Raw genomic sequence first — 12,324 nt, 5'->3', positions numbered from 1 at the left:
CAAGTTCAAAACCTTGGTTCCCATGTCACTTGGGAAACTGCGAACTTGCGTCTTGCGTGTGATCATCAAGTTCAAGTTCAAGATCAACCGGCAACCTTAGAGCCACCGCCATGAAGACGACCGCAACCCTCATCAACATCTTCGCTTTCGCAGTGTTGTTCTTTGATTATGCGGTCGCCATGGAACAGGTCGCTCCGGCCGGCATGCGCCGCACCCTCCAGATCTACGCTGGCCAGCTTCCCACCGGCACATATCCCACGCTGAAGCCGGTCTGGGAAATGGGATATCGTCAGACAGATGTGGTCTGAGAATCGGGCATTGCCTGTGATATAGGCTCTCTCCGCGCCTCGCCCAAGTTCAACAAGTTCCGGTAGACTTTCAACGTGAACAGGATCATGGCGCCAAGCGCCGCGATCGTCAGCACGTCGATGACGATTCGAAAGCCGATGAGATTAACCACGTCAGAAATCTCGTCGGCACGATGAAGTAGCCTCATATAGCCGACATTCGCCAATCCGCTGATGGTCAACAGTAAGGCAGTCAATACAGCGATATGGGGCGGTGGCAGAGCTTTCCAATCCGGGTCGTCGCTCGATGCACTGGCAAGTTCGATGTAGGCATGCAACGGTTTCCAGAGCTGCATGACCGGAATGAAATGCCAGATCACGATCATTGTGGGCGAGTATTCCAACCCAGTCCGTTGCGCGAGGCGGAGCCAGCGAACCGAGCCATACACCCATGCGAGCCAGACCGCCATCACCACAAGGCCGATGATTAGGTTCGGAGTCTCAAGGCGGGCGATGAGTGCCTCTTTACTCTCGACCTCGTCCCAGAGTGTCGGGTTGTTGACAGCGTTCTCGCCGAGCAACACACGCGCGGAAAGAAAGAGATCAGTGCTCAGCCAGATGTCGAGCGCCGCGAGTGTTGTCCAACATACAGCGAGGATCCGGAAGACGATTCCGGTCCACTTCAGCACAGAGAGTTTTCCTGTCGCATCGTTCACTGCTCAACCTCCCATGCACCAAGGCAACCATTAGATGCGGTCGCTAAGATGTGCAAGGGAGCGTTTGCTCTACGCCGCGCTCCTGAAATTCACCCCACCGGCTTCCGTCATCAGGAAGGCTTCGCCACAAGCCTTGGCCAGCGTGCGGACGCGCAGGATGTAGCTCTGGCGTTCCGTCACCGAGATCACGCCGCGGGCATCGAGCAGGTTGAACACGTGGCTGGCCTTGATGCACTGGTCATAGGCCGGGAACACGCATTTGTGCAGCATCAGGTTGGCATTGTCGCCGGGCGCGCCGGCGTTGAGCAGCGCCTGGCATTCGCGCTCGGCGTCGATGAAGTGCCGATGCAGCATCTCGGTATTGGCATATTCGAAATTATGCCGCGAATATTCCTGCTCGGCCTGCAGGAAGACGTCGCCATAGCTGATCTTCTCGTCGCCCTCGCGGCCGTTGAAGTTCAGGTCATAGACATTGTCGACGCCCTGCACATACATGGCGAGGCGCTCGAGACCATAGGTCAGCTCGCCCGAAACCGGCGAGCATTCGATGCCGCAGACCTGCTGGAAATAGGTGAACTGGCTGACTTCCATGCCGTCGCACCAGCATTCCCAGCCCAGCCCCCAGGCGCCGAGCGTCGGGCTTTCCCAGTCATCCTCGACGAAGCGGACATCGTGCAACAGCGGGTCGAGGCCAATCGCCTCGAGCGAGCCGAGATAGAGCTCCTGCAGGTTCGACGGGTTCGGCTTCAGGATGACCTGATACTGATAGTAATGCTGCAGGCGGTTGGGGTTCTCGCCATAGCGACCGTCGGACGGGCGGCGCGACGGCTGCACATACGCCGCTCGCCAGGGCTTGGGGCCGAGCGCGCGCAGCGTCGTTGCCGGATGGAACGTACCGGCACCGACTTCCATGTCATAGGGCTGCAGCACCGCGCAACCCTTGTCCGCCCAGTAGTTATGGAGCGTCAGGATCAGCGCCTGGAACGAGCGCTTCGGGTTCATATGGGGCGGCAATTCGGTCATGGCGTCGGCTTTGCAGATTGATTTTCAAGTGGCCGGACAGTTGCCATGGCACGCCGTGAGCGTCAAGCGCGATGGGTTTGCCGCGAATGAAATCGCCCCTTCCGGCGTCTTGAGCGCAACACGCAACAACTGCGAGCGATAATAGTGCAGACGACGTATGTTCTCGCGGTCGCCCTTTCGGCAGCCGCATTCGTTTCGACGCTCCAAGCAGGGGTTGCCTTTGCCGACGAAGTGCTGCGACCGGGCAACGACATCAACTGCACGAACCTGACATCGCCAGGTGAGAATGCAGATCAGTTGCTCAGCCGATATGGCAGCCAGGCACGGATCGAGGAATTGGCGGACACCGAGAGTGAGCCGTTCGGCGGCGTTGCGCTCTACCCCGATGACCCGCGTCTTCGAATAGAAATCGTGCCATACGCGAACATCAGGGGGAATATCGCAGGTATCAACCTCACCCAGAAGGACAGCCGCTGGACGATCTTCGGCATGAAGATCGGCATGACCTTGGAAGAAGCGACCGCCGCCAATGGCGAGCCATTGAAGTTGACCGGCTTCTGGCAATATCCCGATGGCAGTTACTCGGTGTTCGGCGACTTCAAGCCCGGGCGGCTCGACGGCGGTTGCCGCCTGGCCGTCTCCCTCGCATCCCCTGTGGCGCTAAAGGCGGGTGATCCGCTCTACGGCCGCGACGAAATCCTTTCCAACGACCCTGATCTCATGAAACGCAGACCGACCGTGGACGGGCTCTTCATCGTCTGGGACAGGCCCATCGAGCAATAGAACGATGCGGTAGACTATTCTTCAGCTTCCTTCTTCAACCGATACTCGCCGGTCTTCGGGTCGAGCACCAGCGTGCCCTTGGCATTGTTGGCCGCCGCCTTGCGCTTGCGCTCGGTGGCCTTCGCCAGGCGTTGGGCGTCGGAGACGAATTTCTTGTAGAACATCCAGCCGATCAGCGCGATCAGCAGGACGAAGATAATCTTAGACAGGCCCACCCCGGTTCACTCCTCGCCTATAGACCTATAAGCCATAGCGGCTCCACCATGCGCGCTCCTCGGCGGTTTCGGCAATCCCTGCCGCAAAACCCGCGCCGATGCCTGCGCCTCCCTTGTGGCTCGATATGAACCGGCCGAGGAAACCGCGCGGCGCCTCGATCTTTTCGACCTCGACCTTGTCGCCGTAGCGCTTGCGCAATTCCGCCATCATATCACCGACGCCATCGATAAGTCCAAGGGCCAGCGCCGTCTCGCCGGTCCAGAAGAGCCCAGTGAAGAGATCTGGGCTGTCGGAGAGCTTTGCGCCGCGCCGTTCCTTGACCATCTCGATGAAGACGCGATGCACTTCCTGCTGCAGCGATTTGAGATGATCGATATCGCTCTGCTTCTCGGGCTGGAACGGGTCAAGCACCGATTTGTTCGTGCCGGACGTATAGACGCGCCGTTCGACGCCGATCTTCTTGAGCAGTTCAGGAAAGCCGAAGCCGCCGGAGATCACGCCGATCGAGCCGACGATCGAGGTCGGGTCGGCGATGATCTCGTCACCCGCCAGCGAAATCAGGTAACCACCAGATGCCGCAACGTCCTCGACGAAGACCAGGACCTTCTTCTCTTTCTCTCTAGCGAGGTCGCGGATGCGATGAAAGATCGCCCGCGACTGTACCGGCGAACCGCCAGGCGAATTGATCGAAATCGCCACGGCCGGAGCCGCCTTCATGCCAAACGCCTTTTCCAGGAGATCCTCGACACTTGCCACATTCAGCGCTGGGCGGAACTGGCTGCCGCCTGCCTGGATCACCCCCTGCAGCCGAACCACGGGAATAACGGTCTTCTGCTTGCGGAATTTCTTCGGGATCAGGCGCTTGAGGGAGGCGAACATCAGGTCTCCGTTCGATTGGTCTTGTTCGCAGATGTAATGGGCATTGCTCAAAAGGCAATGGCTGGCGCAGTTCTGCGGGTCTTTCCAAGTCTCGGATAGGCGGTTCGACCGTTGTTGAGGTCGTCGATGAAGGGCAGGAAGCGATGCGAGCCGTCGCCATGCATGAAGAGTGGCGCACGGATGATCAGCCGGGCACGCGAGCCCTTGATCGCCGTCGCCAGCAGTCGGATGGCGCTCTCGCCCTCCCGCGCATGCAGCATGGTGATCTCGATGCCACCGAAGCGTTTGCCGCAAGCGGCAATGATATCCGCAATTGATTCCGGCCGAGCGATCAACGACAACTGTCCGCCCGGCTTCAGGATGGCGCCCGCCGTCCTGATCCAGTCCTCGAAGAGGTTGCCTTCCATGGCATGCGCCTCGGCCTTCAACCCATCGGGCGCCCGCCGGTCGCCTGCGTCGTTGAACGGCGGGTTCATGATCACATGGTCGAAGACATCATCTAAAAGCCCCGCCGCCAGTCGTGCCTTGCCTTTCAGCGTCACATCGGCCTCAACAAGCGAGAGCCGCGGCGCAATCCTTGCATTGTCGGGATGGGCGATGCTTTTGCGGGCGTATTCCGCCATCTCGGTCGAGCGTTCGAACAGCACCACCCCGGCGTTCTCTATGCGCGAGGCCACGCTCATCCCCGCGGCCCCGGCGCCTGCACCAAGGTCGGCCACCCGCAGAGGACCCCGGCCGGCGACGAGCGCGGCCAGCAACATCGCATCCATGCCGGAGCGATGGCCGCGGCCTTTGGGCTGCACGATATAGAACCTGCCGAAATGGAAGGCGTCGACGGTCTCGGTGGCGGTCACTTACTTCAGGTCCCGAAGTTCCGCCCCAAGTCCTGCATCGATCAGGAGCCGTCGCGCCTCGTCCACTCGATCGCTATCGACGAGCAGCCGGCGCTGCAGAATACCGAGGGACCCTTCGAGTATGCTCATGCCCTGATCGGCGATCATGGCGAAGATGCCGGCGTCCTTCATCAGGCTTTCGGCGAAACTGAGCGCCACCGGGTCGTTGGTGCGCATGATTTCGATCACTTTTCACCCATTTTTCATAAAGCGGGACAATTCGCCTCTTGCTGGCAGCGCCCCCGGTTTTTATTGTCCGGCCGGAATTCAACAGGAGCCGGTCCCTTGGGCGTAGTCATACCGCTTGACGAAAGCAAAAACAAACAGGCGTCGATCAAGCCGCTTGTCGACTTGACCAGGGCGGATATGGAGCGCGTCAACCAGTTGATCCTGTCGAAGGCCGGGTCGGATGTGCAGATGATCCCTGAGATCGCCAACCACCTGATCTCCTCGGGCGGCAAGCGCCTGCGTCCGATGCTGACGATCGCTTCGGCCAGCGTGTTCGGCTACAACGGCGAACACCATGTGAAGCTCGCTGCCAGCGTCGAATTCATGCATACGGCGACGCTGCTGCACGACGACGTCGTTGACGAAAGTGATATGCGTCGCGGCAAGAAGACCGCCCGCATCCTCTGGGGCAACCAGGCAAGCGTGCTGGTCGGCGATTTCCTGCTCGGACAGGCCTTCAAGATGATGGTCGAGGTCGGCTCGCTGGAAGCGCTCGACGTTCTATCGACTGCCGCGACCGTCATCGCCGAGGGTGAGGTGCTGCAGCTGTCCGTCGCCAAGAACATGGAGACGACAGAAGACGACTATCTCCAGGTCATCAAGGCCAAGACGGCCGCGCTGTTCGCCGCCGCCGCCGAAGTCGGACCGATCGTTGCCCGCGCCAGCAAGGCCGATCGTGCGGCGCTGCGCTCCTTCGGCATGAATCTCGGCTACGCCTTCCAGATGGTCGACGACGCGCTCGACTATGGCGGCAAGGCGGCCGAGCTCGGCAAGAACACCGGCGACGATTTCCGCGAAGGAAAGATCACACTGCCTGTCATCCTTGCCTGGCGCCGCGGCACGGGCGAGGAACGCCAGTTCTGGCGTGAGGCGATCGAGAACGGCCAGAATGACGATGCCAGCCTTGAACGCGCCATGGGCCTGATCACCAAATATGGCTCGCTATCCGACACGATCGCCCGTGCCAACCACTATGGCACGATCGCCCGCGACGCGATCGAAGCGCTTCCGGCCTCGCCCTGGAAAGCGGCGCTGATGGAGGTCATCGACTTCTGCATTGGCCGGGTCAACTAAAGGGCGTATCGTCCGCCCGTGAAACACTGCAAGCAAATGTGATCGCGCTGCCACAATATCGCGGCTGTCTTGTGGCGGAATCGGATTTATGATTTCTAGAGCGCTCGATTTGCGCCCCTTCGAAAGGCTTTTAAGGATGGGACTGAAGTACAACCGCAGGCTCGTGGCCGGCTCCGCTCTTGCGTTGCTGATGACGCTGACGGGCACCGTTCGGGCTGAAGACGCGCCCGCTGCTGCGGCACCGCAAGTGACCTTCGACGCTGCATCGGTCGATACCTTTGCCGGCGCCTTCCTGGCTGCTCGAACGGCCGACAACGATTACGACTATGCGACCGCGATCGAGCTCTATCGCACGGCGTTGAAATATGACCCCGGCAATGTCGAAGTCCGCGAACGGCTGATGATCTGCCTGTTCATGAACGGCGATTTTGATCATGGCGTGGCGGAAGCGGAGCGACTGAAGGACGATCCGGCCGTCGAGCGAATCGCCACGATCGCCCGCGGCATCGAGGCGATCCGCAAGAAGGATTACACCCAGGCCAATACGCTGCTCAAATATGACGGCCCCAATGAACTCGACCGTATGGTCAACACGCTGCTCCTGGCCTGGAGCCTGCAGTCCGAAGGCAAGGGCGCCGAGGCGCTCAAGACGATCGAGAAACTGAACGGCCCCGAATGGTACGGCATCTTCAAGAATTACAGCGCCGGCCTGATCGCTGCCGCCTCGGGCGATATCGATACTGCCCGCCGCAAGCTGAGCGAAACGATTTCCAACCGCGATGAAGGTGCCTCGGCCACCGACAGCTATATGCGCGCAGTCTTTGCGCTTGCGGCGCTGGAGGCGAAAGCTGGCAACCAGCAGAAGGCGCTCGACGCCATTTCCGTCGGCGAAGAATTCGCGCCCGGCTATCTGCCGCTGCAGGCATTCCGCAAGACGATCGAAACGGGCGCCAAGCCGGATTTCCCAGTCAAATCCGCTGCCGAAGGCATGGCTTCCGTGCTCTTCTCCGTCGGCGGCGCGCTCAATCAGTCCGTCGCCAATGCGCCGGACCGCGAAAGCGCACAGGACATCGTCGCTTTCTACCTCGTGACCTCCTATGCGCTGGCCCCTTCTGCCGACGCTGCCGTCCTGCTTGGCGGCCTAGCTGAAGGCATCGACAAGCCAGAGCGAGCGATCGAGTGGTACAAGCGCGTGCCGGCGGATTCGCCGCTGCGTCGTGTGTCGGAACTGCAGCTCGGCCTCAACCTCGCCAATACGGGCAAGATCGAGGAGGCGCGCGCGCATCTCAAGGAATCGATTAAGACCGAGCCCGGAGATATCCGCGGCTATCTCGCCTATGGCAGCCTTCTGTCCGACCAGAAGGAATATGCTGAAATGGCCAAGACCTACGACAAGGCCGTCGAAATCATCGGCCCGATGCCGAGGCGCGGTGACTGGTCGATCTTCTTCCAGCGGGGGATCGCCTATGAGCGGCTGGAGAAATGGGAGCTGGCTGAGCCGAACTTCAAGAAGGCGCTGGAACTGTTCCCCGAACAGCCGCAGGTGCTGAACTATCTCGGCTATTCCTGGGTCGACATGAACATCAAGCTCGAGGAAGGCCTCGGCATGATCCGCAAGGCCGTCGATCTGCGCCCTGACGATGGCTACATCGTCGACTCGCTCGGCTGGGCCTATTTCCGCCTTGGCCGCTTCGAGGACGCGGTGAGCGAGCTCGAACGCGCGGTCGAACTGCGCGCCTCCGATGCGACCATCAACGACCATCTTGGCGATGCCTATTGGCGCACCGGCCGCAAGCTGGAGGCGATCTTCCAGTGGCGCACTGCCTTGGCAATGAAGCCCGAGGATGTTGAGATCGTCAAAATCAAGGCAAAGATCAAATCCGGCCTGCCGGAACTCGAGGTCAAGAAGGCCGAGCAGGGCGAGAAAGTGGACGGCGACACCACGCGCAGCGTCGCCATCGCCGCTGCCCTGCCGCGCACAAATCTCAAGCTCGGCGCCGAGCAACCGAAGCCAGATGTCGAGAAGACGGCCGAGGACCCCAAGGCCGAGCCCAAGCAAGTTCAGCCTGCCGTCTACACGGTCAACAAGGGCCAGTCACTCTGGAACATCGCCCGCGAGGTTCTGGGCGATGGCCAGCGCTTCCAGGAGATCATCGATCTCAACCCCGAACTCAAGCGCTTTCCCAATCGGCTGCAGCCTGGCCAGGTGCTGAAGCTGCCGGCTGCCAAGAATTGATCGACCAGCGGGGCATCGGGATTCCGACATGATCGAGGAATTCGCGCCCGCCAAGGTCAATCTGGCGCTGCATGTCACCGGCCGCCGCGCCGATGGCTATCATCTTCTCGATTCACTGGTCGTCTTTGCAGACGCGGGCGACCGGCTGACATTTTCGCAGGCCGAAGCGGACCGCCTGACAATCTCCGGCCGCTTCGCTGCGACCCTTTCGGATGATGCGGCGCCAGGTTCGGACAATCTCGTCATCCGTGCCCGCGACACGCTGCGCGACTGGGCGGTCCGTGCCGGTGCCCCGACGCCGCCGGTGCATATCCATCTCGAAAAGAACCTTCCCGTGGCATCCGGCATCGGAGGCGGTTCGGCGGACGCGGCTGCGACGCTGCGCGGCCTCAACCGCCACTGGCAATTGGGCGTGCCGCGTCCTCAACTGCTCTCGCTGGGGCTCGCGCTTGGCGCTGATGTGCCGATGTGTATCGAAAGCCGGCCGCTCGTGGCCCGCGGCATCGGCGAACGCATGGTTCTGATCGAGGATTTCCCAGAGCTCTTCCTGCTTCTCGTCAATCCGCTGGTCGGGGTCTCGACACCCGAGGTCTTTCGCCAGCTCACCAATCGCGACAATCTCGGCCTCGACCTGCCAATGGAGGGCGCACCCGTCGAACAATGGCTGGGCACCTTGGCCGCCTCGCGCAACGACCTGCAGACGACCGCCGAACGCATCGAGCCGAAAGTCACCGAAGCGCTGGAATTGTTGCGCCAGGTCGATCCGATGCTGGCGCGCATGTCGGGCTCCGGCGGAACCTGTTTCGGCGTCTACCGCACGCAGGTCAGTCTCGAGCGGGCCTCGGCCAAGCTTGAGGCAGAGCGACCTGAATGGTATCTGCAGGGCGTAACAATCTATAGGGGCTGACCCCGACCATGCCGAAATTCGACGAAATGCGTTCCTTCATTCCGGTCGGCATCGCGGTGCTTACCGTCTCCGACACGCGTACGCTTGCCGATGACAAGTCCGGCGATACGCTTGCGGCGCGCATAACGGAAGCAGGCCACAGGCTGGTCGACCGTGCGATCGTCAAGGACGACAAGGCGACGATCTACGGCACCGTTCGTGACTGGACGCTGCGCGACGACATCGACGTGGTGATCTCCACCGGTGGCACCGGCTTCACGGGCCGGGATGTGACGCCGGAAGCGCTGCAGCCGCTTTTCGAGAAGGTCATGGACGGTTTCTCGGCCATCTTCCATCGCATTTCCTACGACAAGATCGGTACCTCGACCATCCAGTCGCGTGCGACCGGCGGTGTCGCCAATGCCACCTTTATCTTCGTCCTGCCCGGCTCGCCCGGCGCCTGCAAGGATGCCTGGGATGGCATCATCAAAGACCAGCTCGACTATCGTCATATGCCCTGCAATTTCGTGGAAATCATGCCGCGGCTTGACGAACATCTAAAGCGCGGCGGCAAATGACTGCCCGCAATCCCTCAGTCCTGATCAGCGCCTGTCTGATGGGAGCGCCGGTCCGCTATGATGGCAAGGGCAAGCCGATCGATAGCGACACGTTGGTGGTACTTTCATCGCATTGCACGCTGGTCCCGCTCTGTCCCGAACTGGCGGGCGGCTTCCAAGTTCCCCGTCCGCCGGCGGAAATCGAGGGCGGCCGAGCCGGCGACGATGTGCTCGACGGTCAAGCGCGAGTGCTGGAGCTCGGTGGGCGCGATGTCACCGCGCTCTTCATCGCAGGCGCCGAAGCGGCGCTGGCATTCGCGCGCGAGCGGGACTGTCGTTATGCGCTATTGATCGACGGCAGCCCGTCTTGCGGTTCGGTCATGATCTATGATGGTGATTTTGCCGGCCGGAAACATGCGGGAAGCGGCGTGACCGCAGCATTGCTCGCGCGCCATGGCATCGAGGTCTTCACCCCGGCCCGTTCCGGCGAGTTGCTTTCGAGGCTGGTTTCTCTCAGTTCAATCTGAGTTCAAGTATGCTCGGATCGAAGATCGCGGCCTTCGGCGCGACTTCCGCCTTGACCGCTGCGCCCATATCGGCAGTGACGGCAGCCGTGGTGGACTTCTCGTCGATCATATTCGCCTCGGCGGAAACGACCGGCTGTTCGGAAACCGCAGCCGGCGCCGTTGCGACCTTGTTGGCATCATCGGGCTTTGCCTCAGCCACGACAGGCGCGTCGTCGGGCAGTGCCTTGGAAACCATCACGACAGGCGAACCACCGAGCCAGGATTCGGTGCGGTAGATCTTCTTGACGCCCGCGACTTCGCGGATCTCGATCTTCTGTGTCCCCGGGGTCAGTTCAACGACTGACAGATCGACTTTCTTCGGCTTCTTGACGCAAGACGGGCAGCTGATCTTTTCGATGCTGCGGGATGCATCCTTGCCGGTCGTGATCACATCGATTGATCCTGCCTGGGCCATTGTGGCTGAGGAAAGAAGGGCGATGACCAGGGTGTTGAGACGCATGATGCAATACTCCCGCGGGACGAACCTGCAGAGAGTATGAAAAAAGCCTTAAGATTGACTGAGGGAGCTTGGTTACGGAAAGCTTAATCCGCAACCTGCTCCCGCGCGACTGCGCGCCATCCGATGTCCTTGCGGAAGAAGCCGTTCTCCCAACGGATCTCGTCGATTGCTGCATAGACCCGGTCACGCGCTTCCGAGACTGTGGCACCCACCGCTGTGACATTCAGAACACGCCCTCCGTTTGCCAACAATGCGTCTTCCTGCATGGCTGTGCCGGCATGGAAGATGCGAAGTGCCTCGCTGTCCTCGGGCAGGGATTCGATTGCGGTGCCCTTCTGATACGAGCCGGGATAGCCTTTCGATGCCATCACGACAGTCAGTGCCGGATCGGATGTCCATTCCGCCTGGACGCCTTCGAGCTCGCCCTTGGCGGTCGCGAGCAGCAGGTCGAGAAGATCCGACTTCAGCCGCATCACCAGTACCTGGCATTCGGGATCGCCGAACCGGACATTGTATTCGATCAGTTCCGGCCCCTTCTGGGTGATCATCAATCCAGCAAAGAAGACGCCGGAGAAGGGATGGCCCATCTCCGCCATGCCGCTGATCGTCGGCTCGATGATTTCGGACATGGTGCGCGCCACCATTTCGTCGGTCATCACCGGGGCAGGGGAATAAGCGCCCATGCCGCCCGTATTCGGGCCGGTATCGCCGTCGCCGACGCGCTTGTGGTCCTGCGCCGAGGTCAGCGCCAGTGCGGATTTGCCGTCGCTCAGCACGAAGAAACTTGCCTCCTCGCCGTCGAGATAGGCCTCGACCACGACTTCCGCGCCGGCCGCGCCGAATGAGCCCGAGAAACAGTCGTCGATCGCCGCATGCGCCTCGGCTTCCGTCATCGCCACGGTGACGCCCTTGCCGGCGGCGAGCCCATCCGCCTTGACGACGATCGGCGCGCCCTGTGCCGTCACATAGGCCTTCGCGTCGGCGGCATTCGTGAAGCGCTTGTAGGCACCTGTCGGGATATTGAAGCGGGCGCAGAGGTCTTTGGTGAAACCCTTGGAGCCCTCAAGCTGGGCGGCGGCCTGCGAAGGGCCGAAAACCAGAAAGCCGGCCTCCCGCACCTTGTCGCCGACGCCGGCGACAAGCGGCGCCTCGGGCCCGAAGATCACGAATTCCACATTGCGGTCGCTGCAGAAACGGATGATCGCACCGGCATCCATCGGGTCGATATCGACGCAGAAGGCATGCTTTTCGATACCGGGATTGCCGGGCGCGACATAGAGCCTGCCGAGTGTAGCCGATTGAGCAAGTTTCCAGGCCAGCGCATGTTCGCGGCCGCCGGAGCCGATCAGGAGGACGTTCATGGCAATTCTCCCACTGTTCCAGTCGCAAGCGCATCTGCCCGCGGGAAACCCGGTTAAAGAGGGGGCGGTTCCGGGTCAAGCCATGCGGTAGCAGACGAGGTGCAATAGATATGCATTTCCGCAACGCCTGGCAGTATTTAAGTTTCTGATAACCACGTC

General features: G+C 61.1%; 15 protein-coding genes. 7 read left to right on the top strand and 8 right to left on the bottom strand.

Annotation, left to right across the window (positions count from 1 at the left end):
- The first annotated feature begins 110 nt into the window (after positions 1-110).
- Complete coding sequence (locus AC2YI2_RS00510; protein ID WP_487384457.1) at positions 111-308, top strand: hypothetical protein; 198 nt, start codon at positions 111-113, stop codon at positions 306-308.
- Here the strand turns inward: AC2YI2_RS00510 and AC2YI2_RS00505 are convergent.
- Both AC2YI2_RS00505 and AC2YI2_RS00500 read right to left on the bottom strand, forming a co-directional pair.
- A complete protein-coding gene (locus tag AC2YI2_RS00505) occupies positions 290-1,003 on the bottom strand; it encodes a DUF4328 domain-containing protein (RefSeq protein ID WP_487384456.1) in 714 nt (237 codons plus the stop codon). The two genes, AC2YI2_RS00510 and AC2YI2_RS00505, sit on opposite strands and share 19 nt — an antisense overlap.
- A gap of 69 nt (positions 1,004-1,072) precedes the next feature.
- Entirely contained in the window at positions 1,073-2,026 is a 954-nt protein-coding gene (locus AC2YI2_RS00500; RefSeq protein ID WP_487384455.1) for a glycine--tRNA ligase subunit alpha, read from the bottom strand.
- Positions 2,027-2,170: 144 nt separating this feature from the next.
- On the opposite strand from AC2YI2_RS00500, the gene AC2YI2_RS00495 reads away from it, so the two are divergent.
- A complete protein-coding gene (locus tag AC2YI2_RS00495; protein WP_487384454.1) occupies positions 2,171-2,809 on the top strand; it encodes a hypothetical protein in 639 nt (212 codons plus the stop codon).
- Positions 2,810-2,823: 14 nt separating this feature from the next.
- On the opposite strand, the gene AC2YI2_RS00490 is transcribed toward AC2YI2_RS00495, so the two are convergent.
- The 4 genes from AC2YI2_RS00490 to AC2YI2_RS00475 are packed head-to-tail and all read right to left on the bottom strand — an operon-like array spanning position 2,824 to position 4,974.
- A complete protein-coding gene (locus AC2YI2_RS00490) occupies positions 2,824-3,024 on the bottom strand; it encodes a hypothetical protein (protein WP_487384453.1) in 201 nt (66 codons plus the stop codon).
- Positions 3,025-3,049: 25 nt separating this feature from the next.
- Positions 3,050-3,904 carry a S49 family peptidase gene (locus AC2YI2_RS00485; protein ID WP_487384452.1) on the bottom strand — a complete coding sequence of 285 codons (855 nt, stop codon included), beginning with the start codon at positions 3,902-3,904 and terminating at the stop codon, positions 3,050-3,052.
- Between the two features lie 47 nt (positions 3,905-3,951).
- Positions 3,952-4,758: a tRNA1(Val) (adenine(37)-N6)-methyltransferase gene (locus AC2YI2_RS00480; protein WP_487384451.1), complete on the bottom strand. Its 807-nt coding sequence runs from the start codon at positions 4,756-4,758 to the stop codon at positions 3,952-3,954.
- Positions 4,759-4,974, bottom strand: a complete 216-nt coding sequence (locus tag AC2YI2_RS00475) for a putative signal transducing protein (RefSeq protein WP_487385266.1) — start codon at positions 4,972-4,974, stop codon at positions 4,759-4,761.
- Positions 4,975-5,082: 108 nt separating this feature from the next.
- Here AC2YI2_RS00475 and AC2YI2_RS00470 point away from each other — a divergent pair, with 108 nt between their 5' ends.
- The 5 genes from AC2YI2_RS00470 to AC2YI2_RS00450 all read left to right on the top strand — a co-directional run bounded on the left by AC2YI2_RS00470 (position 5,083) and on the right by AC2YI2_RS00450 (position 10,305).
- A complete protein-coding gene (locus tag AC2YI2_RS00470; protein WP_487384450.1) occupies positions 5,083-6,099 on the top strand; it encodes a polyprenyl synthetase family protein in 1,017 nt (338 codons plus the stop codon).
- Between the two features lie 136 nt (positions 6,100-6,235).
- Positions 6,236-8,335 (top strand): tetratricopeptide repeat protein, encoded by a 2,100-nt coding sequence (locus tag AC2YI2_RS00465; protein WP_487384449.1) that lies wholly within the window; start codon positions 6,236-6,238, stop codon positions 8,333-8,335.
- A 28-nt stretch (positions 8,336-8,363) separates the two neighbouring features.
- Positions 8,364-9,242 carry a 4-(cytidine 5'-diphospho)-2-C-methyl-D-erythritol kinase gene (locus AC2YI2_RS00460; protein ID WP_487384448.1) on the top strand — a complete coding sequence of 293 codons (879 nt, stop codon included), beginning with the start codon at positions 8,364-8,366 and terminating at the stop codon, positions 9,240-9,242.
- An 8-nt stretch (positions 9,243-9,250) separates the two neighbouring features.
- Positions 9,251-9,799, top strand: a complete 549-nt coding sequence (gene moaB, locus AC2YI2_RS00455; protein ID WP_487384447.1) for a molybdenum cofactor biosynthesis protein B — start codon at positions 9,251-9,253, stop codon at positions 9,797-9,799.
- The gene (locus tag AC2YI2_RS00450; RefSeq protein WP_487384446.1) at positions 9,796-10,305 is read left to right on the top strand and encodes a 2-thiouracil desulfurase family protein; all 510 of its coding nucleotides are present in this window, start codon (positions 9,796-9,798) and stop codon (positions 10,303-10,305) included. The genes moaB and AC2YI2_RS00450 overlap by 4 nt, the downstream gene beginning before the upstream one ends.
- Here AC2YI2_RS00450 and AC2YI2_RS00445 read toward each other — a convergent pair.
- On the bottom strand, positions 10,292-10,804 hold the full coding sequence (locus tag AC2YI2_RS00445; RefSeq protein WP_487384445.1) for a plant virulence effector HPE1-like domain-containing protein: 513 nt from the start codon (positions 10,802-10,804) through the stop codon (positions 10,292-10,294). The genes AC2YI2_RS00450 and AC2YI2_RS00445 overlap by 14 nt on opposite strands.
- An 83-nt stretch (positions 10,805-10,887) precedes the next feature.
- Positions 10,888-12,165 carry a phosphoribosylamine--glycine ligase gene (purD, locus tag AC2YI2_RS00440; RefSeq protein WP_487384444.1) on the bottom strand — a complete coding sequence of 426 codons (1,278 nt, stop codon included), beginning with the start codon at positions 12,163-12,165 and terminating at the stop codon, positions 10,888-10,890.
- Positions 12,166-12,324: the final 159 nt, after the last annotated feature.

The organism is Rhizobium sp. SRI_017, from assembly GCF_057586295.1.
The sequence above is the reverse complement of the archived record's forward strand: the minus strand, read 5'-3'. Positions and strand labels throughout refer to the sequence as shown.

What these genes read in the sequence shown, in the direction of transcription:
- AC2YI2_RS00510 (WP_487384457.1), top strand. Translation starts at nt 111, where the DNA reads ATGAAGACGACCGCAACCCTCATCAACATCTTCGCTTTCGCAGTGTTG.
- AC2YI2_RS00500 (WP_487384455.1), bottom strand. Translation starts at nt 2,026, where the DNA reads ATGACCGAATTGCCGCCCCATATGAACCCGAAGCGCTCGTTCCAGGCG.
- AC2YI2_RS00485 (WP_487384452.1), bottom strand. Translation starts at nt 3,904, where the DNA reads ATGTTCGCCTCCCTCAAGCGCCTGATCCCGAAGAAATTCCGCAAGCAG.
- AC2YI2_RS00475 (WP_487385266.1), bottom strand. Translation starts at nt 4,974, where the DNA reads ATGCGCACCAACGACCCGGTGGCGCTCAGTTTCGCCGAAAGCCTGATG.
- AC2YI2_RS00465 (WP_487384449.1), top strand. Translation starts at nt 6,236, where the DNA reads ATGGGACTGAAGTACAACCGCAGGCTCGTGGCCGGCTCCGCTCTTGCG.
- AC2YI2_RS00460 (WP_487384448.1), top strand. Translation starts at nt 8,364, where the DNA reads ATGATCGAGGAATTCGCGCCCGCCAAGGTCAATCTGGCGCTGCATGTC.
- moaB (WP_487384447.1), top strand. Translation starts at nt 9,251, where the DNA reads ATGCCGAAATTCGACGAAATGCGTTCCTTCATTCCGGTCGGCATCGCG.
- AC2YI2_RS00450 (WP_487384446.1), top strand. Translation starts at nt 9,796, where the DNA reads ATGACTGCCCGCAATCCCTCAGTCCTGATCAGCGCCTGTCTGATGGGA.
- AC2YI2_RS00445 (WP_487384445.1), bottom strand. Translation starts at nt 10,804, where the DNA reads ATGCGTCTCAACACCCTGGTCATCGCCCTTCTTTCCTCAGCCACAATG.
- purD (WP_487384444.1), bottom strand. Translation starts at nt 12,165, where the DNA reads ATGAACGTCCTCCTGATCGGCTCCGGCGGCCGCGAACATGCGCTGGCC.